Origin of the sequence: Sphingobacterium sp. xlx-130 (genome assembly GCF_011007405.1) — a bacterium.
Lineage (GTDB): Bacteria > Bacteroidota > Bacteroidia > Sphingobacteriales > Sphingobacteriaceae > Sphingobacterium > Sphingobacterium luzhongxinii.
This window is the reverse complement of record NZ_WFKN01000003.1, coordinates 445,913-471,507: the sequence shown is the minus strand read 5'-3', so window position 1 is coordinate 471,507 and position 25,595 is coordinate 445,913. Positions and strand designations below refer to the sequence as shown.

Genomic DNA, 25,595 nt, shown 5'->3' with positions numbered 1-25,595 from the left:
TTTTTTCTCTTTATATAATTCTAATGTGTATCAATGAGAATCTTTAGACTTGGAGCCAATTATAAAATTATTGTTTATGTGCAGGAAGCAAACCCTGGCGATGCTGATGATCATTTTGAAGCTTTTGGTAATGGTGTGGGACATGCTGCTATTGGTTTAACAAAGATCGGTTCTAATGGACAGTCTGTTACTCAAGTGCTGGGATTTTATCCGGAAGGTGCTAATATTTTTAAGGAGTTTTCGGGGCCATCAAAATTGGTGGATAATGGGAATTTAAATGATCCATTGAAATACACTGTCAAGATGGAATTTAATATAGGCAATGATGGCAATAAGTTTAGGCAGGTCAGGGATTATATAAAGATTCCACCTGCTTGGTATCATGCATTTGACAATAACTGTGTAAAGTTTGTGAAGGATGCATGTGCAGCTGGAGGAATAACGGTCCCTTTTGAAATGAAATCGGTTGTAATACTAAATGTTAGTCCGAGTCCTGCTCCTCCTGATTATGTAGTTATAGACGCCTTTACTCCTGCTGGCCTTGCCGGGCCTATGCGCCAATTAATGAGTGCTGGTGATACCAGAATAAGTACGGCCAATAATCAATCTGTACCCAATAGCCATGGTCCCTGTTAAAAAAAGAAAAAATATATGAAATATCCATGTAGCGCAGACTGCACAAACACGAATGACCGCGAAGCAGCATGCACACCAATTGCAACAAAATGTGCATAATATAGTTTGGATATTCCATCCCGACAAGTCGGCGCAAACTAATGACAGATGAAAATCAAAACCGATCCGCCAGCTGGCGGATCATAAAATAATTATACACCTATGAAATATCCATGTAGAACAGACTGCACAAACACGAATGACCGCGAAGCAGCATGGACACCAATTGCAACAAAATGTGCATAATATACTTTGGATATTCCATATGACCATTGGAAATAAAATTAAACACATATGAAAAAAAAGAATATAATACGGTTACTAACTTTCCTTAGTTTATTTGGATTATTGGTTTATTTTTTGAATGTCACGGTGATTGGCTATTTTTTAAAACGGAATTATTTTTATTCGAATCACAATGGTGCATTCTTTTATTCAGAGGATAAATTAAAAGGCAAATCTTACGAAGGAAGAGATAGAGTGTTCGGTAGCTATTTGAAGAATCATCCTGATACAAAAGACAAGCAATTATACCGTAGATTTAGAATGGATCTATGGCGGTTTTGGGAATGGGGTGAGTTGTGGTATCATCCAGATCGGTATGATTTACCTTATATTTCAGAAAAGGAGATTAACGAAAACAGAAAAAGGGAGGGGTTACCTCCATTAAAATTTGATTAAATTATAAGCAAAGCGAAGTTGTATTTTATTCCTTAAAATCTTATATAATCAAATCTTTCCAAAAAAAGTTACCTTTGCCTCGGGTTTTGGGAATAGATTTTGATAATAGGAAGCAAATATTTTAAAGATTTGAAATATGACGAAGTATGTATTGGCGGCTTTATTTATGTCGGGAGGGGCAATTGCCTTAAAAGCTCAGGTAAGTAATCTGCCCTATTCATTTCAACACACTCAAAAATATAGCGACATTTTGTACAGTCCTGATACAAGGTTGCATAGCGCATCAAAACCGTTCTTGTTTAAAGGAAGACTTTTGGAACGTAAGGATTCGCTTGGATCTGCAAATGGTACGACTTCTGATAATTGGTTTATGCGCAAGCTATTTAGTGAACATCTGGTGCAGGTGGAAAAGGAAGACCATACGTTTTACATGGATTTTTTGCCTGATTTTCAAATCGGATCGGAATTGATTGATACTGATAAACGTACTACATGGTTAAATACGAGAGGTTTTCAGGCTGGTCTTACGATTGGAGATAAGCTTACTTTTTATACCAATTTTTTCGAAAATCAAGGTGTGTTTCCGAAATATATTGATGATTACGCACAGGCTAATGGGGTGATGCCGGGCCATGGTACAGTAAAAAACCAATCAAAAAATGTAAAGGACTGGATGTATGCGACGGCAAGTCTTACCTATGATTTTAGCCCCTATTTTCAAACAACGATAGCTTATGATAAAAATCATATCGGTGATGGTTATCGTTCGATGCTGTTGTCTGATTTTTCTTCAAATTACAGCCACCTAAAACTAACCGGTACCATTGGTAATGTACAGTATACATCGGTATGGGCTTATATGTTGGATCAAAAGAATCCTAGGGTCGACCTTAATAATCCAGGGGCTCGATTGGGTGATGGAATTAAATGGGGTGCTTTTCAATACTTGGATTATAATGCGACAAATCGTTTGTCGGTGGGCTTTTTTCAGGCAATTACCTGGGCTAATGAAAATGAAGGGGGACACCGTGGTTTCGACTTTAATTACCTCAATCCCGTTATCTTTTTACGTCCTGTCGAATCGAATAACTCTTCTTCACCGGATAAAATGTTTTTAGGCTTGAATGCGAAGTATAAAGTATTGAATAAAGTGTCGGTATATGGACAATTCTTGCTGGGTGAATTTACCGCTAAAGAGTTTTTTGCAAATAATGGTTATGCGCACAACAAATGGGGAGCGCAGATCGGTGTGAGAGGATTTGACGCCTTTGGTGTTAAAAATCTGAACTTTCTGGGCGAATACAATCTTGCTAGACCCTATACCTACCAACATTTTTCTTCAACGTCTAATTATAGCAATCACGGCGAGCCTTTGGCACATCCCCGTGGTGCAAACTTTAGAGAATTGGTCGGAATTGCCAATTATTCCTGGGAGCGATTTGATTTTTCTTTACAGGGATTGTATAGTTTGTATGGTACTGACCCTGCCGATGGTACAAATATGGGCGGTGATATCTTCCAGTCTTATACAACCATCCCCAATATGTACGGCAATAAAATCGGACAGGGGGTAAAGAATAATCTGTATTATGCAGATGCGAAGGCTTCTTACGTATTGAATCCTAAATATAACTTACGCTTTGAGTTGGGATATACGCAGCGGTATCGTAAGATAGCGGATCAGGCTACCCAGAAATCAGGCGTGATATCGTTTGGACTTCGTTCGTCGTTCCGTAGTTTTTATGGTGATATTTAATATCTTTAGTAATTATTTTTACGCATGATGAAGATATTAATAATGAATGGTCCGAATCTCAACCTTTTAGGGGTTAGAGAGAGAAGCATATACGGCGATCAATCTTTTGAAGTCTATTTTGAAACGTTGAGAGCAAAGTATCCGACGGTGGATTTGTATTACTTTCAAAATAACTCAGAGGGAGCTCTGATTGATAAGCTGCATGAAGTAGGATTCGAATTTGATGGGGTGGTGATCAATGCCGGTGCTTATACCCATACATCGCTAGCTTTAGCGGATGCTATAGCTGCTATAAATACACCTGTTGTCGAGGTGCATATTTCTAACGTACATCAACGGGAGACTTTTAGACATCACTCTTATCTTTCCAAGAATTGCAAAGGTGTTATCCTAGGGTTTGGTTTAGATAGCTACCGGTTGGCTATAGAGAGTCTAATCTAAGTCTATTAAACTTAGTTGGATTATTATTGCTATTATTGCATTAATCGAACTCCAGGTTATTTGGCCTTTTTCCTTTTTATGAAGGTACAGCAAAAAGATGGATAAGTAGTGCTATACAGGCACAGCTGCACATGACAAGTAGCATAGGTGTTTCTGTGCCATCGTGAAAGAGACTTACTATACCTGAGGAAAGTGCACCCAATCCCATCTGTAAACAGCCAAGAAGGGCTGAAGCACTACCTGCAGTATCTTTGAAAGGAGAGAGTGCCATTGCTGACGTGTTGGGGAAAATAAATCCTTGGCATAACAGGTATCCAAAAACCAGTGCAATCAATATCTGTAGGTCTAAGGTTTGTGTCCAAAGACATAAGAGCATAGCGAGTCCTACCAAGGCTTGACCCATATTAGCAATCTTACTGATTTCGGACATTGTCCAGCGTTTTAGTAACCAACGATTGAGTTGTGTAGCTAGAATCAGCGCGGAAGCCACAAAAGCGAATACTAATCCATATTCTTTCTTTGAAAGACCATATAGTTCTTGTATAATGAAGGAAGATCCTGCTAAATAAGCATATAGTCCTGCCGAAGCGATAGCCCCAATCAAACAATAACTGATAAATGTTCTATTTATAAATACACTCCAATATTGACGGATAATAGCGGGAGGAAGGAGTGAAAAGTCTGGATTTCCTTTATAGCTCTCTGGAAGGAAGAAAACGGTGCCTGTGATAATCAATGTGCCAATAGCGCAGAGTGTGATGAATATATAGTGCCAATCGAGGTGTTCCATTAAGAAAGCTCCTGCGGAAGGAGCTAGTATGGGAGATATGGCTACTACTAGCATAAGTAAACTGAATACTCTGGCGGCTTCTCTAGGTTCGTAATAGTCCTGGACCATTGCTCGAGAAGCCACCATTCCTGCACAGCTGCCTAGGGCTTGTAGGAAGCGAAGAAGGATCAGGCTTTCTATGTCTTTTGTAAAGACACAGAATACCGAGGCAATAATATATATGATGAGACCGATAATCATTGGCTTCTTTCTACCGAATCGATCTAGAAGGGGACCATATATAATCTGACCTACTGCAATTCCGATAAAAAAGGCTGTTAACGATAGCTGGACTTTGTCTATGGATGTCTCGAAATCCTGGGCTATGGTTTCGAAAGCAGGAAGATACATGTCTATCGAAAACGGACCTATAGCCGATAAAAGGCCTAATACGAGAAGGATTACTTTGTCGTTTCTTTTGTGCATGTCTAATTCAAAATAAAAGCCCCTTGCGGGGCTTTTCATTATTATTTTACGGTATTGCTTTTTTGTTTTCTGAAAATCAGGTATATACCAGCTATAATAAATGGAATACTAAGCAACTGTCCCATATTGAATAGCATACCTGCTTCAAATTCTTCTTGATTTTCTTTGTAAAATTCGACAAAGAAACGAATACCAAATAAGATGACGAGAAATATACCAAATAACAGACCTGGTTTGGGATCTTTGTTTTTTTGGTACATAGACCAAAGTATAAAGAATAAAATGACGTATCCAATCGCTTCGTATAACTGAGCCGGATGCCGAGGTAACATGTTTAATTCGGCGGGGGTCAAGCCTGCATTTTCAAATATTACGGCCCACGGAAGGCTGCTATCTGCCGGTTTACCGACGATTTCGGAATTGAAAAAATTCCCTAGACGTACGAAAGCCCCAGCCAATGGTACGACTAAGACTAATCGGTCCGCAATCCATACAAAACCAGTTTTTGTTTTTCTAGCATACAAGTAAAGTGCAGTAAGTATCCCTACCGCAGCACCGTGGGAGGCTAAACCTTGAAAACCTGTAAAATGCCATTCCCCAGTGGCGTCTACCTGGAAAGGAAGAAATATCATCCAGGGCTTGGTGATATACACGTCAAACTCATAGAATAAACAATGTCCGACACGTGCTCCGATCAATGTGCCTAAGAAGATATAAATACTGAGCTTGTCCAGATCTTCTTGAGTTCTGCCTTCTCGCTTGTATACTTTAAGCATTAATATATAGGAAACAGCGAAAGCCAATAGCCAACAAAGGGAATAATATCGGATTCCGAATGAACCGATTTTAAATAATTCCTGATCTATATTCCAGTGAATAGCATTAAAAATAAAATCCATATAGTAATTTTTAGCGGAGTAAACTTAGATAAAATGCTTGGCATTCGCCAATTGTTAGGATAGAATTTTTGGATTAGCATAATTATTTTTAATTTGGGAGCAAAGTAACTAGATATGGCAAAGAAGAGTAGTAAAGAAGTCAAACATCAATCTGTTGTGACCAAAGAGTCACTAGCATTTTTTGAGAAATATATAAATAATCCTTCACCTACGGGGTTTGAGTGGGCTGGGCAACGCCTATGGTTGGATTACCTAAAGCCTTATGTTGACGAAACTTATATCGATAATTACGGTACAGCGGTCGGGATCATAAATCCGAAAGCAAAGTATAAAGTGGTAATCGAAGCGCATGCGGATGAAATATCTTGGTTTGTCAACTACATTACGAAGGATGGTTTGATCTATGTGATTCGTAATGGTGGTTCTGATCATCAAATAGCACCGTCTAAACGCGTAAATATCCATACCGACAAAGGTATTGTAAAAGCTGTTTTCGGTTGGCCGGCTATTCATACACGCTCCGGTGAAAAGGAAGAAGCTCCTACGTTAAAGAATATTTTTTTAGATTGCGGGTGTACTTCAAAAGAAGAAGTTGAGGCGCTAGGTATACATGTAGGTTCTGTGGTGACTTATGAGGACGAATTTATGGTGCTTAACGACCGGTATTATGTAGGTCGGGCATTGGACAATCGTGCCGGTGGTTTTATGATAGCAGAGGTAGCACGATTGTTGAAAGAGAATAAGAAGAAACTGCCTTTTGGTCTGTATATCGTAAACTCTGTTCAAGAAGAGATTGGTTTACGTGGAGCGGAGATGATTGCCGACTATATCAAGCCTAATGTAGCGATCGTTACGGATGTAACACATGATACGCAAACTCCCATGATCAATAAGATCACTCAGGGGGATTTGGCTTGTGGTAAGGGGCCTGTAGTATCGTATGCTCCTGCCGTGCAGATTAACTTGAATCGTCTTTTGGTAGAGGTAGCCGAGAAAAATGAAATTCCTTTCCAAAGACAGGCCTCTTCTAGGTATACAGGTACGGATACGGATGCATTTGCTTATTCTAATGGTGGGGTGCCGTCTGCTTTGATATCGCTGCCATTACGGTATATGCATACGACGGTAGAGATGATCCATAAAGAAGATGTGGATAATGTGATCCGTCTGATTTATGAGATGGTTTTAACCGTTACTGACGGTCAGGATTTTAGAAGCTTTACGAAATAGGTAATAAGGTTATCAAGTTAAGAAGTTAACAAGGTTAAAAAGTTATCAAGTTACGAGGTGCTAGGGTTGTAGGATATTAACGTCCTAAACTTTATTAACCTTCTAAACAAAAAAAACATAAAAAAATGAATAACGATAATAATACGCCAAATGGCGATAATAACGAAATTAGTATTGAATTGAGCGAAGAAATTGCTGAGGGGATTTACTCGAATCTAGCTATTATAACGCATTCGAACACCGAGTTTGTTTTGGATTTTGTGCGTATCATGCCTGGTATTCCAAAGGCTAAGGTAAAGTCTAGGATAATATTGACACCTGAACATGCTAAACGCTTATTGGTCGCTTTACAGGATAATGTCAACCGTTTTGAAGGTCAGAATGGTGCGATATCCTCAAAAGATGTTCCCTTTCCTTTAAACTTTGGAGGAACTAAAGGCGAAGCTTAGTTCTATTCAATTTGGGGTGCTGTAGCGTCTTGTTGGGCTGTATTTTTTATAATACGAGCTGAACAAGACGCTTTTTGATATAAGTGGTATCACTTTTGAATGTAGATTAGTATTGAAAATTGTTAACATTTAAGATATGATGGATATTAAAGTAAGATCGTTATCAAAGAAGGATTATAATGATCTTAAAAAATCTATGTCTGAGGCTTATCAGGGGGTAGGGGAGCTGTGGACCCGTGAGAATATAGTAGATCTGATTGATGTTTTTCCTGAAGGACAGCTGTGTGTCGAAGTAAATGGACATGTTGTCGCCTGTGCACTTTCTATTATTCTTAATTCCAAGAAAAGTAATATCTACGATAGTTATTATGAGATTATTGATGATGGTAAATTCTCTAAGCACGACTATGAAGGTGATACCTTGTATGGCATTGAAGTATTTGTACATCCTGATTATAGGTCTTTACGTCTGGGAAGAAGATTGTATGATTCAAGGAAGGAACTGTGCGAGGAGTTGAATTTAAAGAGTATTGTCGCTGGAGGACGTATCCCTAATTACTTTAATTTTGCGGAAGAGATGAGCCCTCGTGTGTATATCGAGAAGGTGAAACGTAAGGAGATCTTCGATCCTACACTTACTTTTCAGCTGTCCAATGATTTTCATGTAAAAAAAATACTTAAGAACTATCTTCCTGAGGACAGTGAATCCATGGAGTTTGCTACGCTGTTGGAATGGAATAACATCTATTATGAACCGGATGCACGATCCAATTCTGCGTCTAAGCAGACCATTCGTTTGGGATTGATTCAATGGCAGATGCGATTGTTTACGGATCTGAATGAATTTTACGATCAAGTCGAGTTCTTTGTGGATGCAGTCAGTGATTATGGTGCTGATTTCGCTTTGTTTCCGGAGTTTTTCAATACGCCATTGATGCGTTATTATAATGATCTTCCTGAACGAGAAGCGATGGAAAAGTTGGCCGGACAAACGAAGGAGATCGCTAATAAAATACAACAGCTTGCAGTCTCTTATAATGTTAACATTATAGCAGGCTCAATGCCGTTGTATGAAAGGAATAAATTGTATAATGTATCTTACCTTTGTCACCGTAGCGGGAAAATGGACTCTTTCCGCAAAGTCCATATTACGCCTAATGAATTTAAATACTACGGTATGGCTGGAGGGAATGAGGTTAAAGTATTTGATACGGACTGTGGTAAGGTAGGTCTTTTGATCTGTTATGATGTGGAGTTCCCGGAACTGGGCCGTATATTGGCTGATCAAGGGATGCAGATTCTTTTTGTTCCTTTTATGACGGATACACAAAATGGTTATATGCGTGTACGACATTGTGCACAGGCCCGCGCGATCGAAAATGAGTGTTATGTCGCGATAGCGGGGTCGGTTGGTAATCTCCCACGGGTAAATAATATGGATATACAGTACTCTCAGTCGGCAGTGTTTACACCATCAGATTTTGCCTTTCCCAATAATGCGATCAAGGCTGAAGCAACTCCGAATACGGAAATGGTATTAATCGCTGATGTCGATCTGTATGCACTGAGGGATCTGCACGAGTATGGTACAGTTAAAACTTTGAAAGATAGACGTAAGGATCTTTATGCGGTGAATCTGTTGAAATAATGCAAAAGGTCGGATTTAAAATCCGACCTTTTGCATTAGAGTAGAAATATATCTTCGTTGGCTAGTTTTTCTTTGCGCTCAGGATCCCAAATGCTGACCTGGACCTCACCTATATGTGCTAGCTTTAACATAAACATACATACGCGAGACTGCCCTATACCTCCTCCAATAGATTCCGGTAAGAGATCACTCAAGAGCATCTGATGAAAGGATAGTTTACTTCGCTCTATACAGTTACGAATCTCAAGTTGTCGGAGTAAAGCCGTTTTATCAACACGGATACCCATAGATGATAATTCGAAAGCGCTATTAATTAAAGGGTTCCACACAAGGATGTCTCCATTTAATCCTTTGTAACCGGCATCATTGTATGTGCTCCAGTCGTCATAATCTGCTGCGCGACCGTCGTGTGCAAATCCGTTGGATAACTCTGCACCGATACCGTAGATAAATACTGCACCATAGGATTTGGCAATTGCATTTTCTCTTTCTTTGGGGGTGTAGTCCGGATATCTCGCCAATAGCTCTTCGGAAGAAATGAAATAAATTTCATCAGGAAGTATTGCTTTGCGTTCCGGGTATTGATGTTCGACCGCGTTTTCTGTGGCTAGTAATGCCGAATATATTTTCTTGACGGTTTCTTTTAAATAATTAAGATTTCTGTCTTTGGTATGTATGGCTTTCTCCCAATCCCATTGGTCTACGTAGATAGAATGTATGGGGGAATAGTCTTCATCGGGACGCAAAGCCCGCATATCTGTAATTAGTCCTTCTTCGGGTTCGAGTTCGAGTTCCTTTAAACGTACTCTTTTCCACTTGGCAAGAGAGTGTACTACGACTGCTCTTTCTTCGTTTAATGATTTTATAGGAAAAGAAACGGGTCGTTCTATTCCATTGAGATCGTCATTAATCCCTGTACCGTCCAAAACAATCAAGGGAGACGATATCGGTATTAAGTTTAACGCTTGTCTTAGATGTGTTGAAAATGTTTCCTTAACAAAGGTTATCGCTTGTTCTCTTTTTAATAAGTTGCGTCCCATATATCAATTAAATTTGACTTTCGTTTAAATGCTATTTGTGTTTAGTGTGTGAATATAGCAATATTAATACGCAAATGTAATTAAAATGATAATAGATACACTGTTTTTGTTGTAATATTATTAATGGTAGCGAGTTCGGATGGCAGGAGAGTTTTTATTGGAATGGGGCAGAAAGAAGAGGTCGATTATTGTTTTTGAAAGGCTTTACTTCAAGCCATGCCTAGGTGAAATAATACTCTACTTTACCTAGGAATAGCTGATTTGCAGTGTGAAATTCTATACGGAGAAGCTTTCTCCACAAGCGCATGTGCGAGAAGCATTTGGATTATGGAACTCAAACCCCTTTCCTGCCAAACCGTCGGAATAGTCTAACTCTGTACCTGCTAAATACAGATACGATTTAATATCTAAGCAGATCTTTATTCCTTTGTCTTCGCAAAATTGATCTCCTTTTTTTTCTTGATTATCAAAATTGAGCTGATAGGATAATCCTGAACAGCCCCCGCTAGTTACAGCAACGCGGACAAAATAGTTTTCATCATACTGTTCGTCCTTTATTATTTGCAAGATACGTTCCTTGGCCTTATCTGTAATCGTTACCATATTGTCGTTATTGTTTACTACAAATTTCGTAAATTATTTGCTAAACGCAAATGCGGTGGGTTAGGAGACTGTCATATTATTCTAGAAGTCCATTTTTGTACATTTGCCAAATGGGTGACTGGTCTCTGATGGACTGAATAGCTGACTTTAGTAACTCAACGGCATGATCTATTTCTGCTAAGGTGTTATAACGCGATAGACTGATACGTATACTGCAAAAAGCGTCTTCGTCGGTGTGCCCCATGGCTTTTAGTACATGAGAGGGGTCTCTAGCCCCAGACACGCAGGCTGAGCCTGAGGCTATTGCGATATTTGGGGTTTTGGTCATTAATTCGCTAGCACGTACGTGCTTGATAGTTATATTGCTGGTGTTGCTTGTCCTATCTGTTTCTTTTCCATTAACTAAGGTGTCTTCAATTTCTGTAAGGATTCGGTGTTCAAGGTGATTACGAAGATTCTCCATAGTTGAAAAATCTTTTTTATGACTCAGACGAATGGCTTCTCCCATCCCTACTATAGCGGGGACATTGTAGGTCCCGCCACGTAATCCCTGCTCTTGGTCGCCGCCAGTATGCAAAGGGGCTATCTGTATAGGTTTCGTTTTTCGACGTATAAAGAGTATTCCTGCTCCTTTTGGCCCGTGAAATTTGTGTGCACTGAAACAGCAGATGTCGATTGACAGTGCCGCTAAGTCGAAGGCTTGTTTACCTAGAGATTGTGTGCTATCACAAAAGAATATAACTTCTTTTTCGCGACATAGCTCAGCAATCTCTTTGATGGGATGTAAGATTCCTGTTTCGTTATTAGCAGACATTAGGCAGACGAGAATCGTATGCGCTGTAATGGCTGATTTTAGGTCTTCTAGTGATACAGTTCCATTCCTGTCGACAGGTAGATAGGTCACTGTAGCACCTTTTCTTTCCAGGGCTCTACAAGTAGTTAATACAGCTTTGTGTTCTGTTTGACAGGTGATTATGTGACTCCCTTTGGTCTGATAGCGGTCGAATACTCCGCGGAGTACTGTATTTATGACTTCTGTCGATCCAGAGGTGAAGAAAATTTCCTTGGACTGTACCTGTAACGTATCTGCAATAAGTTGACGGGCGCTTTCAATAGCTTGATTGGCTTGTCTCCCTAGTTTGTGTTGCAGGCTGGAAGCATTACCGTATTCTTCTTTCAGAAAGGGGAGCATGGCGTCAAAAGCTGCATCATCTAGCCGGGTTGTTGCGTTATTATCTAGATATATCATGCCTTAAATTTAAGGATTATTCATCTGGAGTCCTGCGTCATTTTTTATTTTCCTCTATAAGAAATCTAGGCGGATGTGGAGGGCTAAAAATTCGCTTTTTTATCATGGGTAATTTTTTCTGAAAGTGTATGTTTTCAGGGGCTATCAAGAACTTTTTTCAAAACATTTTACTTTATTGTTGATATTCAAGAGCTCACCCGATACAATCGGGTTCGGTTCATACTTGTTGGTGATCCAAAGGCATCATGAAAGTTTTATTGCCTGTAAAAGTGAATTTATGTAGGTTTGTGTTGTATGGAAAAAAATGTAACCAAAATTGAACAATATCTCGATCGGTTGATCGATGTTGTAGTCGTTAGCTTACCTTCAATATTTGCAGCTATTGTCATCTTGTTTTTGGGGCGATTCGCAATTAAGTTTTTGATTCAATTTATGAATCGTCGTTTTGAGAAGCGAAATGTTGATAAGTCTATTCGTGGATTTGCGGTTAGCTTGGTCAAATTTGTTCTGTATGCATTGTTGTTATTGACGGTCGCAAGTACCATGGGGATCCAGACAACTTCATTTATTGCAGCACTCTCGGCTTTTGGTTTGGCTGTAGGTATGGCGTTGCAGGGGAGTCTTTCAAATTTCGCTGGTGGTGTCCTGATCTTAATGTTTAGGCCTTTTGAAGTGGGTGACTATATTAGCAGTGCTAATGGTTCTAATGGAACGGTAGAGAAGATTGATTTGTTATATACGACTATGATTGATGATAGCGGTATCCGTGTTTTTAGCCCTAATGGCTCATTGGCCAATTCGGTGATTAAAAATTATACAAAAATTTTGTCGAGAAGATTTGAATTTGTGATAGGTATATCATATGATGATAATATTAAGGTTGCTAAAGATACGATTTTAGCTGTTTTGCATCAGGAAACTGAAGTTTTGAAAACGCCCGCACCAGATGTGTTTGCAGGCGATCTAGCAGATAGTTCTGTTAATCTAACTATCCGTGGTTGGGTTAAGCGGGAGAATTTTTGGACTACTAGTAATGGTTTGCGGGAAAAAATTAAGGTTGCGCTTGATGCAAAGGGAATCTCTATACCTTACCCGCAGACTGAGATGCATATCAGGAGTGACGGACAGATCTTAGGGAAGCTATCGGACAAATCCTAGTCTAAAGCTCGTATTAGTATATAATAACGGTAAGCTACAACAGCCTGTTGTAGCTTATTTAGTTTTGAAGGATCTTTGAGATTGTATTTCGGTAGGACAAGCTTGTTTATCTTGTTTAGTATTTTGAATAACATCTTCTTCATCAGTCGTTTTTTTATAAAGATAATCAAAAAAGGCCCGAAATTGTTTTTCGAGCCTTTTCTGTTGTTTACTAGAATTTTACTTCAGACGTAAGAATTCTTTTTCTTTATTCCAGGTGAATGCTGTAAAGAGTATAGCAAGAGCAGATGCGAGTAAGATGACTTCGAATGAGGCATCCCAGCCGCTTTTGTCCACGATTGCACCTAGCGCTGCATTGGCAAGCAGATCTCCGATGAAATAACCGAATAAGCCTGTTAAGCCGGCCGCGGTTCCAGCAGCTTTTTTAGGTACCAGGTCTAGGGCTTGAACACCGATGAGCATAACGGGGCCATATATCAGAAAACCGATAGTCCATAGCGATATGTTGACGATCCATTGATTGTCGCCTGGTGTCAGCCAATATACTGCTACGGCAAGTAGTGTCAGGGTCATGTATATGATTGTTACAGGAGCTCTACGTCCGTTGAACAGCTTGTCACTCATGATGCCACAGAGAATGGTTCCGGGAATTGCCGCCAACTCATATACTGAGGCTGACCAGGTGGCTTCCGATGCGGTGAAATGCTTTGCTTCCTGAAGAAAGGTAGGTGCCCAGTTGATAATTCCGTTTCTCACTAGATAGACAAATGCATTTGCTATGGCGATGTACCATAATAATTTGTTGTTGAGGACATACTTAAGGAAGATTTCTTTTGCACTGAATTCTTTCTCCTGTGAGGACGCGTAGCTTTTCGGATAGTCGTTTTTGTATTCTTCGATCGGCGGTAGTCCACAGGACTGCGGTGTGTCTCTGACGAGGAATATAGAAATGATAGCGACTAATATTGCTGCAAGTCCAGGGAAATAAAGGCGTGCGTGCCAGTCAGCAAATAATTCAACACCTAGAATAGCCAATGGTCCTACTAAGAATCCACCAACATTGTGTGCTAAATTCCAAATAGACATAGCGGTACCGCGTTCTTTTATTGAATACCAATGCACAACGACACGACCGCAAGCTGGCCAGCCCATACCTTGTACCCATCCATTAATGAACAATAATGCAAACATGATGGTGACTGAAGAGGTAGCTAAGGGGGAGAAACCCATAAAGATCATGGTGAGTGATGATAGGATGAGTCCCGTGGCCAGAAAATAACGTGCATTGCTACGATCAGATACATTGCCCATGAAGAATTTACTCAATCCATAGGCGATTGATATCGCGGACATGGCAAAACCTAATTCGGCTTTACTATAACCTAAGGTATCTTGTAGGTCTTTTACCGCAAAAGAAAAGTTCTTCCGTACAAAATAATAGGCCGCATAGCCTAGGAATATACCTAGGAATACTTGCAACCGGAGTTTTTTGTATTCTGGGTCAATGCGGTTTTCGGGCAGCCTCGCTTTGTGCAAGGCTGGTTTAAAAATATCGAACATAAATATTGTATCTTAAAATAGGTTTGGATAGTCGCTGATGATACCATCGACCTTTAATGCTTCTAAAGCAGATATTTCTTCTTTTTTATTGACTGTCCAGGGTATTACTTTTACACCCAAATCGTGGGCTTCTTTTACAATATTAGCATTAACTAGTTTATAGTTTGGACTGATAATAAAAGGTTTGAAGCCTAGGTCAGTAATCAATTCCTTGATGGTCTTTGTGTTCTTTGCATCAATCAGGTAAGAGGTTTTGATCTGAGGGTAGTGCTTGTTGATGTATTGTATTGTTCTTTTATCAAAGGATTGGATCACGGTGCGGGATGCAATTCCTTTTTCGATGACGACTTCTAACACGAGATCCGAAAACTCTTGAGGGGCTGGATGCCACTCGTGATCTTTGCCCTCTCTGCTTTTTGTCTCGATGTTGTAGAACATAGGGGATTGACGTTTTTCTCTCGCGTAGGCTTCAGATTGATCAATGAGATCACTTAAGAGAGCTATGGGAGTAGAAATTTTCTTCTGCTGAGGAAAGTCTACATTTCCTTTTAAGCCTAAGTCGAATGCTTTTAGTTCCTTCCAGTTATAACTGTAGAGGGTACCTTTGATGTCTTTTCCTTTCAGTTCCCTTCCATCAGTATAGGTTACGAATTTTGGATTTAGATAATCATCGTGATAAACGACAACTTTCTTGTCTTTCGTAATATGACAGTCCATTTCCAATGTGGTGACTTTAGGAAGGTCAATAGCGACCTTCATGGCTCCTATAGAATTTTCTGGATATAGTCCGCGTGCACCACGGTGTCCCTCATACGAGAATGAGGGAAAGTCTGAATTTTGCATACTAACTCGTTTTTGCGTGTTGCAGGAAGAGATACTTAGGCTTAGCACAGAGATTGAAGTCAATAGAAAGTTAAACTTTTTCATGTCTTGTTATATAAAATAAAGATAGGAGTAAGATTATTTACTCCTATCAAAAATAGCAACTATATTAATAACTTTGATATATCGCTATATCATCTATTCCCAACCGACCATTATTTATGGTGTTACTACTTGTACCGAGGCCTAATTTATTTATTCTAAAGCGAACGGGTTCTGTGATATTCATTAAGAAAACAGCTTGTTTTGCAACAAGACTTACGGAAGTCGGATGTGCATCACTGATTGGTTTACCTACAATTTTCCAGGTTTTTCCTTGATCGATAGAATATTCCAATTGAAATGTAGAGGATCTGTCGGTGTAGTAAGAACCATACCATAAGGTCACTTTTGATGCACCTTGCGGAACATCAAAATTCATTTGTAGGTAGGCTGGGGTTTTTAAATTTTGCTGAAACCTTACCGCTAGTTTTCCTGATACAATTCTATCTCTGCCGACAGTATTTCCTAACATAGATTGATCAAAAGTCCATTCTCCCGTAGGTAGAATTACCGGCCATTTTGCATAACCTGCTTTCACTGTGTCTGGCTGTTCGAAGGTCTCCGGCCAACCCGAATACAGTTTTCCTGAGGGAAAAGCTAAATCTTCTGCGCTTTGAAGACGGATTTCAAGATCTCCTTGATTGCTGTATAAAATTCCTCTGAACGTTGCAGAGGGGGATAGGGTATTGTTTGCCAAGGGACTTGACTCGTTTACTGCGATTTTTATAGATTTGTTTTCTCCGTCTAATAATTTATGAACCCCTGCAAGTTTTGATCCTTTTGCTGGTTCAGGATCAACATCTGCAGTAACACTGATGAGTGTGCTTTCGAATTGATCTTTTTTCTTCTCTAAGGTACTTACTGCGACAGGTGTGTGTGTTTTAATATTTCCTGATGATATTTTTGAAATTTTAGAGCTCGCTACATTTGTAATCATCAATGACCCCAATCTTGCAGTTAAGGTGCTACCTATCAGATTCATATTAAGAGAATCGCCGAAGGTGTATTGGGAGGCATCTTCAACCTCTAATAATATCCCTCTTGTTTGTCCTCTCCAAGTGCTTTGAATAGCAATGGTGTTTTCTGGAAGGTTTTTACTTTCATTGTTTGAAATCACAACACCTCCGATATGTTTGGCTCCTTCCAGTGTGCTTTCTGATATCGTTAGATCCTGCCCCTTGAAATTGCTTCTTAACACATAAATAGATCCTTGCGGATTCACATGGTCCACTATTTCTTCCTTATATGTTTCACCGCAGTTAGTTAATAACAAACTTGAAACAATGATAGTAAGAAGATATTTATATTTATTTGAACTTTTCATGATTATTTTATTTATTCCACCAAACCTTTGTGTTAATATCATCAGGTCCCATAATTTTTACTGCTTCCAGATAGTTTGCCCTGTTATAGGAAATTGTGGACGGAGGGAAAGGTAGACGTGATGGGTATCTACCTTGGTTTTCAACTCCAGGGCCAATAGGTAATGTAGGATGACCTGTACGGCGGATTTCCGTCCATTGCTGAAAATCGGTAAATAACATTGCATAATAGCGCTGGGTATGGATTTTTTCCATAATATCTTCGAAATTATCTGTCGAAGAGAATTTTATAGCATCTTGTTGGAAATATTCCGCTGTCAAACTTGCTTTCCAATAGTTAAAAGAGGATTGAATACCTCTACCGTAATAAGTTAGGGGAGACCCTGAAATATAGCCCTTAAGAGCTGCTTCTGCTAATATGAACTGCAGCTCAGAATAATTCATGAGATTGCCAAGTCTAATGTCTGTCTTAAGATCTAATAGTAGTTTAGAGCCTATTTCAGGAACATTTCCCTTTGCGTAGCCACTTCGTATGCCTGAGTAAATTCCAAGGGTAGCTTGCGTAGCCCATTTTGCTATTCTCGTGTCTTCCATGTCTACTAATGTATTTATGAAAAACTCAGAATAACCTTTATCACCGTTAAAATCAATATCCCTATAATTGTAAAATTCTGTGACAAAAGGGACGACATTGGTAAAGTTAAAGATTGCATTATCCGCATTACTCTCCATGATAGGATATTCTGCAGCTTTAGTATCTACTATTTCCTTGATTTTTGCTATTTGATTCAACTCGTTATTACCGGACGCTCTAAGTAGTAATCGTAAATAAAGCGAATTTCCAAATCTACGCCAATGTTCAGGGCTGCTACGGGTATGTTGATAAATACTTCCATAAAGAGGGTCTGATATCAAGTGGTTTGCGGGTAATTGCGCATTTATTTTTAGCAATTCATTTGCTTTCTCTAGCTTTTCGAAAATCTGTTGATAAACAAATTTTTGTGTATCAAACTTGGGAGAGATTTCAAATTCTCTGCCTTTGGCAGCGTCAGAGTAAGGAACATCACCAAAGACATCTGTCAATAAGGAGCCTAAATAGGCGTCCATTATTAAGGACATGCCTTGCCAAGTTTGGTAACCTTGCTGCTGCGTGGTTTCGGCTGATTTGTATACATCTCTGATATTTGTCAATTCGGTATACCAATTTTGCCAAGAGCTATTCGATTCTGTCGTTTTTATCTCGTAACGGTGAATTTCGCGGCTATCGCTATTGGTTACGGTTACTTGTGCTAGCTCTCCGTTAATTCTGAAACCTCTATTGAGGTTATTATTTACAATGGATAGCACCGAGGGAGCAAATAGCGCTTGGGGGCTTGCAAAAGTTGCTTCATTGGGATTCGTGTTCTTTTCAATGAAATCTTTTGTACAGCTTGTTGCTAGTATGGTTGTCGCAAACGTGCTATATATAAGTATATTTTTTATTTTATTTTTCATCGGACAAGCATTAGAAATTTAACGTTAAACTAAGACCAAAATTTCTTGTAGAAGGAAACTGCGCAACTTCGGCTCCTTTTTGGATTCCAGCGGATGTAAGGGAACCAAATTCAGGATCAAACGCAGGCCAGTTCGTGAATACAAAAAGGTCACGACCGTACAGGCCTAAATTTGCGCGTTGAAATTTGTATTGTTTCAAGAAGTTAGGACTAAAGGTATAATCAATACGCACTTCTCTAAGCTTAATGTAGTTTGTTGAGAAAGTATTTGCTTCCAGATTGTCACGATTGAAGTGATTGTAATAGAAGTCACGCGCATTTACCAATGTGGTATTAGGACTAAAAGTATTATCACCGTTGTCAACGACTCCTTTGCCTATTAATCCATTATACCGTCCTGGGATTGTTTTGTTTAGTTTTCCTTCCTCCATTAATACGGCATGCGTTAATGAATAACCAACACCGCCGAATTGCCCGTCGAACAAGAAGTTGAATTTCCAATTTTTGTATTGGAATTCGTTACCCCAGGCAGCTTTCCAAGGTGCAGTAGACCGACCTAAATAAAGTAAATCATTAGATACTTCTGGGTATCCTTCCTTGTAGATGATCTGACCGTCCGGAGCTCGCTTATAGCCATAGCCATACATAGCTCCATAGTTTCCTCCAACTCGAGCTTCAATAGTTCCTCTCGAACCATAGATGGTTGATAGGATAATTGAGTTTTCCTCAGATGATTCAGGTAATGAGATGATTATTCCATCATTGTAAGAGAAGTTACCAAACATTTTCCAGTTCAGTTTTTCTTTGTTTTTTAGAATTTGATACGATGTCGCAAATTCTGCACCTCTATTTCTAACCTCTCCGGCATTAATAACCATCCGTGTAAACCCACTTGATGGATCGATGGGTACAGGAAGAATTTGATTGAAGGTATTGTTTTGGTATACTGCTATATCAAATGTTAATCTGTTTTTAAACATTCTTAAATCTGTGCCAAATTCCACAGATCTTGTGGATTCGTACTTGAGCGATTCATTTGGGATTTGTAGGCTGTTAGATAGACCGTCGTTACCAAAACTCGGGACTATAGGGTAGGTATATGAAGTTAAGAATGGTGTCGTCCCGCCACTACCCACATTTGCAAGCGAAGCTCTAAATTTAAAGAAATTGATAGATTTTGGTAAATCTAATAATTGAGAAAGAATAACACTACCGTTGTAGGAATTGTACATAAATCCGTCCCCCTCACCGAATGCAGGGGAGGCAAGTGTACTAGACCAGTCAATTCTACTCGTTACATCAAAAAACAAATAATTTTTGTATTCGATATTGGCCATACCATAAATTGAGTTTACGGCATATTTACTTCTATAAGGTCTTGAGATAATCGGTTCGGCTGTATTATCTAGACTATAAATACCTCTTTCCTTTAGTTTACTCGTTGATAAATCTACCCTTCTGTAGGTGTTAGCCATACGGGCACCACCAACACTTGCTCCCCATTTTATATTGCTGTTTCTTTCGTTTCTATAGCGAGCAAGGAAATCAACGTTTGTTTCCGAATTGAAAATATTTTGCTTTCTGAAATATCCATTAGCAAACTTGTTAGAGTCAAATGGTCTTCGTGAAGTTCTACCGTCGTAGCTAAAATCGATTGATGCGCGACCCATTACACTGAATTCTTTGTTAATGGTATAGTCTACCTGTGCATTACCAAGAAAGCCATCACGGTTTTGACCATTTAACATCTCATAAGCCTGTAGATAAGGATTGTCAAGCAATGAAGACATTGGCGTATTTTGCTCTACATCTTTTTCGATCCAATAATTTTTAAACCAATTTAGATTCATATTAGGGGTAAGTCCCCTGATAAAGTACATGATGGTACCATTGTTATATCCTGAGGTAGGAAGGTTTTTGGAGAATTTATTGTTGTAAGATGCTTTTCCTTGGATATTGATTTTGTCAGTCAGCTTGTGAGACATCTGGACACTAGCAGTTGTTCTATTGAATCCGGTATTAGGAACCATCCATTTGTTAATGGTGTTTCCTATACTGATTCGTGTAGAAGTTTTTTCTGTTGAGTTTGAATAGGAAAGATTGTTCGAGCTATTTACCGTAGTTTCAAAAAAATCCTTTTTATTGTCTTCATAAGGTCTCCATAATGTTCTTTCTGGAGGTGTCTGTCTGTAATATTCAGGGTTGAACTGATAAAATTGCTGACCATTGAATTTTGGGCCCCATGCTGCAGATGTAGAGTAAGTACTGGCACCATCTTCAGACTGACCATAGGAATAGTAAAAATCGTTTCCACCAATTCCAGCACCATATTGGTTTTGATAATCAGGCCATCTATTTATGGTGCCGATAGATGTGTTTGAAGTCAAGCTAAATCCTAAGCCATTATTCTTTTTTCCTTTTTTAGTAGTAATAATAATAGCGCCGTTAGCACCTCTAGCTCCATAGAGTGCTGTCGCGCCCGGGCCTTTTAATACAGAGATACTTTCGATGTCTTCCGGGTTGATGTCAGCTAGACCTGTTCCAAAATCTACAGGTGCATCATCGGACATGTAATTCGAGTTTCCATTGGTAGTCATTCTTCCTGAACTGGAGCTTGTTATGACTCCATCAACGACAATTAGTGCCGAGTTGTCACCTGTTAAGGAATTTTCTCCGCGAAGAATAATCTGATTTGTTCCTGCTGGACCAGCACCTGATTTAGTTAGATTTAAGCCTGCTACTTTACCGGTTAATGCGTCGGTCCAGTTTGCTGATTGTGCGTTAGTCAGTTCTTCTCCGGAAACCGTAGTTACAGAATAACCTAATGACTTTTCCTCTCGTTTAATGCCTAATGCCGTAACTACAACTTCTTCGATCCCCTCCGTATTCTCTGCGAGTTGAATAACAGTATTGGAATTTGTATTGTTAAATATTTGTGCGTAACTATTATAACCTATGAGTTGAAAGCTAATATTCGAACCCGTAGCAATTTCAATAGCGAATGTACCGTTTGTGTTACTTGTCCCAACTGCTTTGCCTTCTACCCGGATTGATACTCCACCTAAGGGCTCATTCGTATTTTTGTCTACTACTTTACCCTGGATCTTAATTTTTTCTTGCCTAGTTGTTTTCTCCAAAGAGAACGGGAGACTGGCGTAAGCCTGTCCTCCAGAATAACAAGCAGTAGCTAAAGCAATCCACAGGAGCTTAGATCCTATACGATGTGGCTTAACTTTGTCTTGATTGTTTGTTAACATATGTCGTGTGATTAAATTGGTTACTAAATTGATATTTTAATATTAACTTAATGTTAATTGCTGCTTTTTCTTTCGTTTTATTTCATAAACAAGAATAATAATGCAGCAAGCGAAGCTCCGAGTAAGGGACCGATGACCGGTACCCATGCGTAGGAGAGATTGAATTTAGCTTTATTTTTTAGGGGTAATAGGGCATGAATAATGCGAGGACCAAGATCACGCGCAGGATTAATCGCATAGCCTGTAGTTCCTCCAAGTGAAAGACCTATTCCCCATACTAACAATGTTACCGGTAGCGCGCCTATAGATCCCAGGCCGATGGGAGATTGGTCGGATAGGCTAGCGTCTTTGAAATGCAAAATGGTGAATATCAGCACAAAAGTTCCGATGACTTCACTAGCTAAATTTATGGGTAGGTTTTTGATGGCTGGTGCAGTGCAAAATACGGCTTGTTTGGTGTCTGGATCCTCTGTTTTATCAAAATGGTCTTTATACACTATCCATACCAATGAAGCACCTATCATGGCTCCGCCAAATTGTGCTGTCATATAGGATAATGCTGTAAGGAGATCGATACGATTCAAGATGTAGTTGGCCAATGTGACCGCACAGTTGAGATGTGCGCCGCTGTAGGGGCCGGCGATAGAGACTCCGACAAAAACCGCAATAGCCCAGGCTGTTGTGATAACTATCCAGCCTGAACTGTTTCCTTTAGTCTGGTTTAATACCACGTTGGCGACTACTCCTCCTCCTAGAAGGATCATCGCAGCGGTTCCTATTAGTTCTGCAATAAAAGGTGTCATAATATGGATTTATTAAAAAGTGGTTACATTATCTTTTAATTCTCGTAGTTTGCCCAGAATTTAGCCGTTTCGATGGCTCTTTTCCATTCCTTCAATTGGACTTCGTAATTGCTATCTGGAGCAGCTTCGAAAACTCTATCTTCTTTCCATAAGTTTTGCAGTTCGGAAATATCTTTCCAAAATCCAACAGCTAGTCCAGCAAGAAAGGCAGCTCCCATAGCCGTCGTTTCTGTAATCGCAGGGCGAATCACTTTTGTTTTTAAGATTTCTGCCTGAAATTGCATTAGGAAGCCATTTTGTGTTACGCCTCCGTCAACCCTGAGTTCTTTTATTTTCGAAGAAGAATCATTTTCCATGGCTTTTAGGATGTCATAGGTTTGATAGGCAATGCTTTCTAAGGAGGCGCGAGCGATATGGGCTGCATTTGCACCTCGTGACAGTCCTACCATTGTCCCCCTAGCTTCGGAGTTCCAGTGGGGAGCTCCTAGCCCTGAAAACGCAGGAATGAGGTAGACACCGTTGCTGTCAGGGACACTGGTTGCTAATTTTTCTACTTCGCTGGAGCTACGAATGACACCTAGCTCATCTCTTAACCACTGGACGACGGCCCCCCCAATAAATACACTTCCTTCCAAAGCATAGTTTATTTCGTTGCCTATTTTCCAAGCTACAGTAGTGACCAGTTTGCTTTTCGATATCACTGGTTTGTCTCCGATATTCATTAATAGGAAGCAGCCTGTTCCGTAGGTGTTTTTGACCATGCCTTTTTTTGTGCACAGCTGACCAAATAGAGCGGCTTGTTGATCGCCTGCTATCCCGGCTATAGGAACGCTGACATTTGCTATATGTTCGGATGTATGACCATATATTTCAGAGCTGCTACATACAGTGGGAAGCATGGATGCTGGGATGTCAAATATATCTAGCAATTCCTGGTCCCATTCTAAGGTATGAATATTGAGAAGAAGTGTCCGAGAGGCATTGGATACATCCGTAACATGTTTCTCTCCATTTGTAAGGTTATAAACTAACCAAGAGTCTACGGTTCCAAATGCAAGTTCACCCTGCTCAGCAAGTTGTTTGGCTCCGTCTACATTGTTGAGTATCCAGTTTATTTTAGACGCTGAAAAGTAAGCGTCAATTAATAAACCTGTTTTTTCCTGTATGATGTGTTCGTGTCCCTGTTCGGCTATTTTTTTACAGTAATCTGCTGTTCTACGATCTTGCCATACAATAGCATTATATATGGGTTTACCTGTTTTTTTATGCCAAACGATGGTCGTCTCTCGCTGATTGGTGATACCAATAGCTTTGACTGCGTCTAGTCTTAGCTGTTCTTTGGCTATCGCTTCGGTCATTACCGCTAGTTGTGTCGACCATATCTCCTGAGCGTCATGTTCTACCCAGCCCGATTTAGGGTATATTTGAGTAAACTCTTTTTGTGCTATTGTTACGATTTCACCTTTCTGATTGAAAAGAATAGCTCTAGAGCTAGTTGTACCCTGGTCTAAAGCGAGAATATATTCCTTGTTCATGATCTAATTGGGTTTATAGTAGTTACTTATTTATTATAAGGTGTAATTTTTGACAAGTGCGGTGTAGTCTGCGATTTCCTGTTGAATCCAGTTTTGGTCTTTTCCGAGTTCCTTCGCCATTAATTCAGCTACTTTTGGCGCTGCCTCTAAGGATGCCTTGGCGTCTAACAACAAAAAGCGCACTCTGCGAGCTAAGAAGTCTTCTACTTTCGCGATCATCTCATGACGACATGCCCATACAACTTCGGCTGCTATAAATTCGAAATTCGGGTGTAGGCGTTCGTTGAGTTGCGGAGACTGGGATGCCAAATCAAGAATAGGGGTGACGTCGGTTCCGTATACCTGCCAATGCCCTGGTCTTTTTTCTTCGGAATAGCCGTGAATGGGAAGATGTTGTGTTTTACAGTCCTTAGGTGTTAAGCCCACTGTCTTGATCGCTAAGTCAACGGTTTCTTCAGCCATTTTTCTGTAGGTAGTCCACTTGCCTCCGGTAATGGTAATTAGATTGGATGCGCTTTTGATAAGCTTATGATCTCTTGATATTTCTTTTGTGCTGCCCGAGTCGCCATCTGTGGGAGCGGCTAGGGGTCTAAGTCCCGCAAATACACTTAAAACATCTTTTTCAGTAGGTGAATTTTCAAGGTATTGATTTGCCGTTTTTAAGATAAAATCGATTTCTTCATCCAACGGTCTCGGTTCGATCTGATGTGCATTTAATGGTGTGTCGGTCGTGCCTAATAATACTTTGTCGTGCCAAGGCACTCCAAATAATACGCGCCCGTCACTGGTTTCAGGAATCATCAGGGCATCATCATTGCCCAGGAATTTTTTATCTATTACGATATGGGCTCCTTGGCTTGGTCGTACGAGGTCTTTGTGCGTTGTACTATCCAACTTTAGGATATCATCTACAAATACACCTGTTGCATTAATGACAGCCTTCGCTTTTATCGTATGATCTAGTCCTGAAAGTCTGTCTTTGAAATTAAGACCATTTGTTTTACCTGCTTCATCTTTTGATATCTTATTTACTTCGGCATAGTTGAGAAGTGTTGCGCCATGTTCGGAAGCCGTCTGTCCGAGGTTGATTGCTAATCTGGCATCATCAAATTGACCATCATAATATAATACACCGCCTACTAATCCCTTTGATTTGATTTTGGGTAGCTTTTGAATGACGTCGCTTTTGCTCAAGAGGGTCGATTTTCCTATGCGAAGTTTACCTGCCATCCAATCGTACATTTTTAGACCGATCAAGAATTTAAGCTTATTGAAGGTCGAGTATGATGGAATTACAAAGCTTTGAACAAAGGAAACATGAGGCGCATTTTTAAATAGTAAACCTCTTTCTTTGAGCGCTGATAAAACGAGTTTGATATCTCCATTTGCGAGATACCGGACGCCACCGTGGACCAATTTGGTGCTTTTGCTTGAGGTTCCTTTTGCAAAATCATATTTCTCAATCAGGAGCGTTTTATAGCCCCGAGAAGCTGCATCAACTGCAATTCCCAGACCTGTGGCTCCACCGCCTATGATTGCAATATCCCATACTGTTGTATCTTGAATGCTTTCTAAAGCTTCGTTTCTTGTGAAGTTCATTTTGTTTTACTGTGTTTA

The 25,595-nt window shown here is 39.7% G+C and carries 21 protein-coding genes; 8 read left to right on the top strand and 13 right to left on the bottom strand.

What is annotated here, in order from left to right; all coding sequences use genetic code 11:
- Nucleotides 1-33 precede the first annotated feature (33 nt).
- The 4 genes from G7B18_RS05370 (at nucleotide 34) to aroQ (ending at nucleotide 3,553) form a co-directional block, all read left to right on the top strand.
- Nucleotides 34-636 (top strand): hypothetical protein, encoded by a 603-nt coding sequence (locus G7B18_RS05370; protein WP_164122165.1) that lies wholly within the window; start codon nucleotides 34-36, stop codon nucleotides 634-636.
- Between the two features lie 333 nt (nucleotides 637-969).
- Nucleotides 970-1,356 carry a hypothetical protein gene (locus G7B18_RS05365; protein WP_164107997.1) on the top strand — a complete coding sequence of 129 codons (387 nt, stop codon included), beginning with the start codon at nucleotides 970-972 and terminating at the stop codon, nucleotides 1,354-1,356.
- 136 nt (nucleotides 1,357-1,492) lie between these two features.
- A complete protein-coding gene (locus tag G7B18_RS05360; protein WP_164122164.1) occupies nucleotides 1,493-3,112 on the top strand; it encodes a gliding motility protein RemB in 1,620 nt (539 codons plus the stop codon).
- 27 nt (nucleotides 3,113-3,139) lie between these two features.
- Nucleotides 3,140-3,553 carry a type II 3-dehydroquinate dehydratase gene (gene aroQ, locus G7B18_RS05355; protein ID WP_205600168.1) on the top strand — a complete coding sequence of 138 codons (414 nt, stop codon included), beginning with the start codon at nucleotides 3,140-3,142 and terminating at the stop codon, nucleotides 3,551-3,553.
- Between the two features lie 76 nt (nucleotides 3,554-3,629).
- Here aroQ and G7B18_RS05350 read toward each other — a convergent pair whose 3' ends face one another.
- Nucleotides 3,630-4,808 carry a multidrug effflux MFS transporter gene (locus G7B18_RS05350; protein WP_164108000.1) on the bottom strand — a complete coding sequence of 393 codons (1,179 nt, stop codon included), beginning with the start codon at nucleotides 4,806-4,808 and terminating at the stop codon, nucleotides 3,630-3,632.
- A gap of 41 nt (nucleotides 4,809-4,849) precedes the next feature.
- Nucleotides 4,850-5,707 (bottom strand): prolipoprotein diacylglyceryl transferase, encoded by an 858-nt coding sequence (gene lgt, locus G7B18_RS05345; protein WP_164108001.1) that lies wholly within the window; start codon nucleotides 5,705-5,707, stop codon nucleotides 4,850-4,852.
- Nucleotides 5,708-5,821: 114 nt separating this feature from the next.
- Between lgt and G7B18_RS05340 the strand changes: the two genes are divergently transcribed.
- From G7B18_RS05340 to G7B18_RS05330, 3 genes are all read left to right on the top strand, one after another.
- A complete protein-coding gene (locus G7B18_RS05340) occupies nucleotides 5,822-6,937 on the top strand; it encodes a M42 family metallopeptidase (protein ID WP_164108002.1) in 1,116 nt (371 codons plus the stop codon).
- 125 nt (nucleotides 6,938-7,062) lie between these two features.
- Nucleotides 7,063-7,386, top strand: coding sequence for a DUF3467 domain-containing protein (locus G7B18_RS05335; protein WP_164108003.1), 324 nt, complete (start codon nucleotides 7,063-7,065; stop codon nucleotides 7,384-7,386).
- A gap of 139 nt (nucleotides 7,387-7,525) precedes the next feature.
- Nucleotides 7,526-9,034 (top strand): bifunctional GNAT family N-acetyltransferase/carbon-nitrogen hydrolase family protein, encoded by a 1,509-nt coding sequence (locus G7B18_RS05330; RefSeq protein WP_164108538.1) that lies wholly within the window; start codon nucleotides 7,526-7,528, stop codon nucleotides 9,032-9,034.
- Between the two features lie 35 nt (nucleotides 9,035-9,069).
- On the opposite strand, the gene asnA is transcribed toward G7B18_RS05330, so the two are convergent.
- The 3 genes from asnA to G7B18_RS05315 all read right to left on the bottom strand — a co-directional run bounded on the left by asnA (nucleotide 9,070) and on the right by G7B18_RS05315 (nucleotide 11,926).
- On the bottom strand, nucleotides 9,070-10,074 hold the full coding sequence (asnA, locus tag G7B18_RS05325; RefSeq protein ID WP_164108004.1) for an aspartate--ammonia ligase: 1,005 nt from the start codon (nucleotides 10,072-10,074) through the stop codon (nucleotides 9,070-9,072).
- 276 nt (nucleotides 10,075-10,350) lie between these two features.
- Nucleotides 10,351-10,677, bottom strand: a complete 327-nt coding sequence (locus G7B18_RS05320; RefSeq protein ID WP_164108005.1) for a HesB/IscA family protein — start codon at nucleotides 10,675-10,677, stop codon at nucleotides 10,351-10,353.
- A 76-nt stretch (nucleotides 10,678-10,753) separates the two neighbouring features.
- Nucleotides 10,754-11,926 (bottom strand): cysteine desulfurase family protein, encoded by a 1,173-nt coding sequence (locus G7B18_RS05315; RefSeq protein WP_164108006.1) that lies wholly within the window; start codon nucleotides 11,924-11,926, stop codon nucleotides 10,754-10,756.
- A 294-nt stretch (nucleotides 11,927-12,220) separates the two neighbouring features.
- Here G7B18_RS05315 and G7B18_RS05310 point away from each other — a divergent pair, with 294 nt between their 5' ends.
- Nucleotides 12,221-13,084: a mechanosensitive ion channel family protein gene (locus tag G7B18_RS05310; RefSeq protein ID WP_164108007.1), complete on the top strand. Its 864-nt coding sequence runs from the start codon at nucleotides 12,221-12,223 to the stop codon at nucleotides 13,082-13,084.
- Nucleotides 13,085-13,303: 219 nt separating this feature from the next.
- On the opposite strand, the gene glpT is transcribed toward G7B18_RS05310, so the two are convergent.
- From glpT to G7B18_RS05270, 8 genes are all read right to left on the bottom strand, one after another.
- The gene (gene glpT, locus G7B18_RS05305) at nucleotides 13,304-14,644 is read right to left on the bottom strand and encodes a glycerol-3-phosphate transporter (RefSeq protein ID WP_164108008.1); all 1,341 of its coding nucleotides are present in this window, start codon (nucleotides 14,642-14,644) and stop codon (nucleotides 13,304-13,306) included.
- A gap of 12 nt (nucleotides 14,645-14,656) precedes the next feature.
- Nucleotides 14,657-15,571 (bottom strand): glycerophosphodiester phosphodiesterase family protein, encoded by a 915-nt coding sequence (locus G7B18_RS05300; RefSeq protein ID WP_164108009.1) that lies wholly within the window; start codon nucleotides 15,569-15,571, stop codon nucleotides 14,657-14,659.
- A gap of 64 nt (nucleotides 15,572-15,635) precedes the next feature.
- Nucleotides 15,636-16,892: a DUF5689 domain-containing protein gene (locus G7B18_RS05295; RefSeq protein ID WP_164122163.1), complete on the bottom strand. Its 1,257-nt coding sequence runs from the start codon at nucleotides 16,890-16,892 to the stop codon at nucleotides 15,636-15,638.
- A gap of 7 nt (nucleotides 16,893-16,899) precedes the next feature.
- Nucleotides 16,900-18,384: a SusD/RagB family nutrient-binding outer membrane lipoprotein gene (locus G7B18_RS05290; RefSeq protein ID WP_164122162.1), complete on the bottom strand. Its 1,485-nt coding sequence runs from the start codon at nucleotides 18,382-18,384 to the stop codon at nucleotides 16,900-16,902.
- A gap of 10 nt (nucleotides 18,385-18,394) precedes the next feature.
- Nucleotides 18,395-21,640 (bottom strand): SusC/RagA family TonB-linked outer membrane protein, encoded by a 3,246-nt coding sequence (locus G7B18_RS05285; RefSeq protein ID WP_164122161.1) that lies wholly within the window; start codon nucleotides 21,638-21,640, stop codon nucleotides 18,395-18,397.
- 77 nt (nucleotides 21,641-21,717) lie between these two features.
- Nucleotides 21,718-22,443 carry an MIP/aquaporin family protein gene (locus G7B18_RS05280; RefSeq protein ID WP_164108013.1) on the bottom strand — a complete coding sequence of 242 codons (726 nt, stop codon included), beginning with the start codon at nucleotides 22,441-22,443 and terminating at the stop codon, nucleotides 21,718-21,720.
- Between the two features lie 35 nt (nucleotides 22,444-22,478).
- Nucleotides 22,479-23,978 carry a glycerol kinase GlpK gene (glpK, locus tag G7B18_RS05275; protein ID WP_205600295.1) on the bottom strand — a complete coding sequence of 500 codons (1,500 nt, stop codon included), beginning with the start codon at nucleotides 23,976-23,978 and terminating at the stop codon, nucleotides 22,479-22,481.
- Nucleotides 23,979-24,011: 33 nt separating this feature from the next.
- Nucleotides 24,012-25,577, bottom strand: a complete 1,566-nt coding sequence (locus G7B18_RS05270) for a glycerol-3-phosphate dehydrogenase/oxidase (RefSeq protein WP_164122160.1) — start codon at nucleotides 25,575-25,577, stop codon at nucleotides 24,012-24,014.
- Nucleotides 25,578-25,595: the final 18 nt, after the last annotated feature.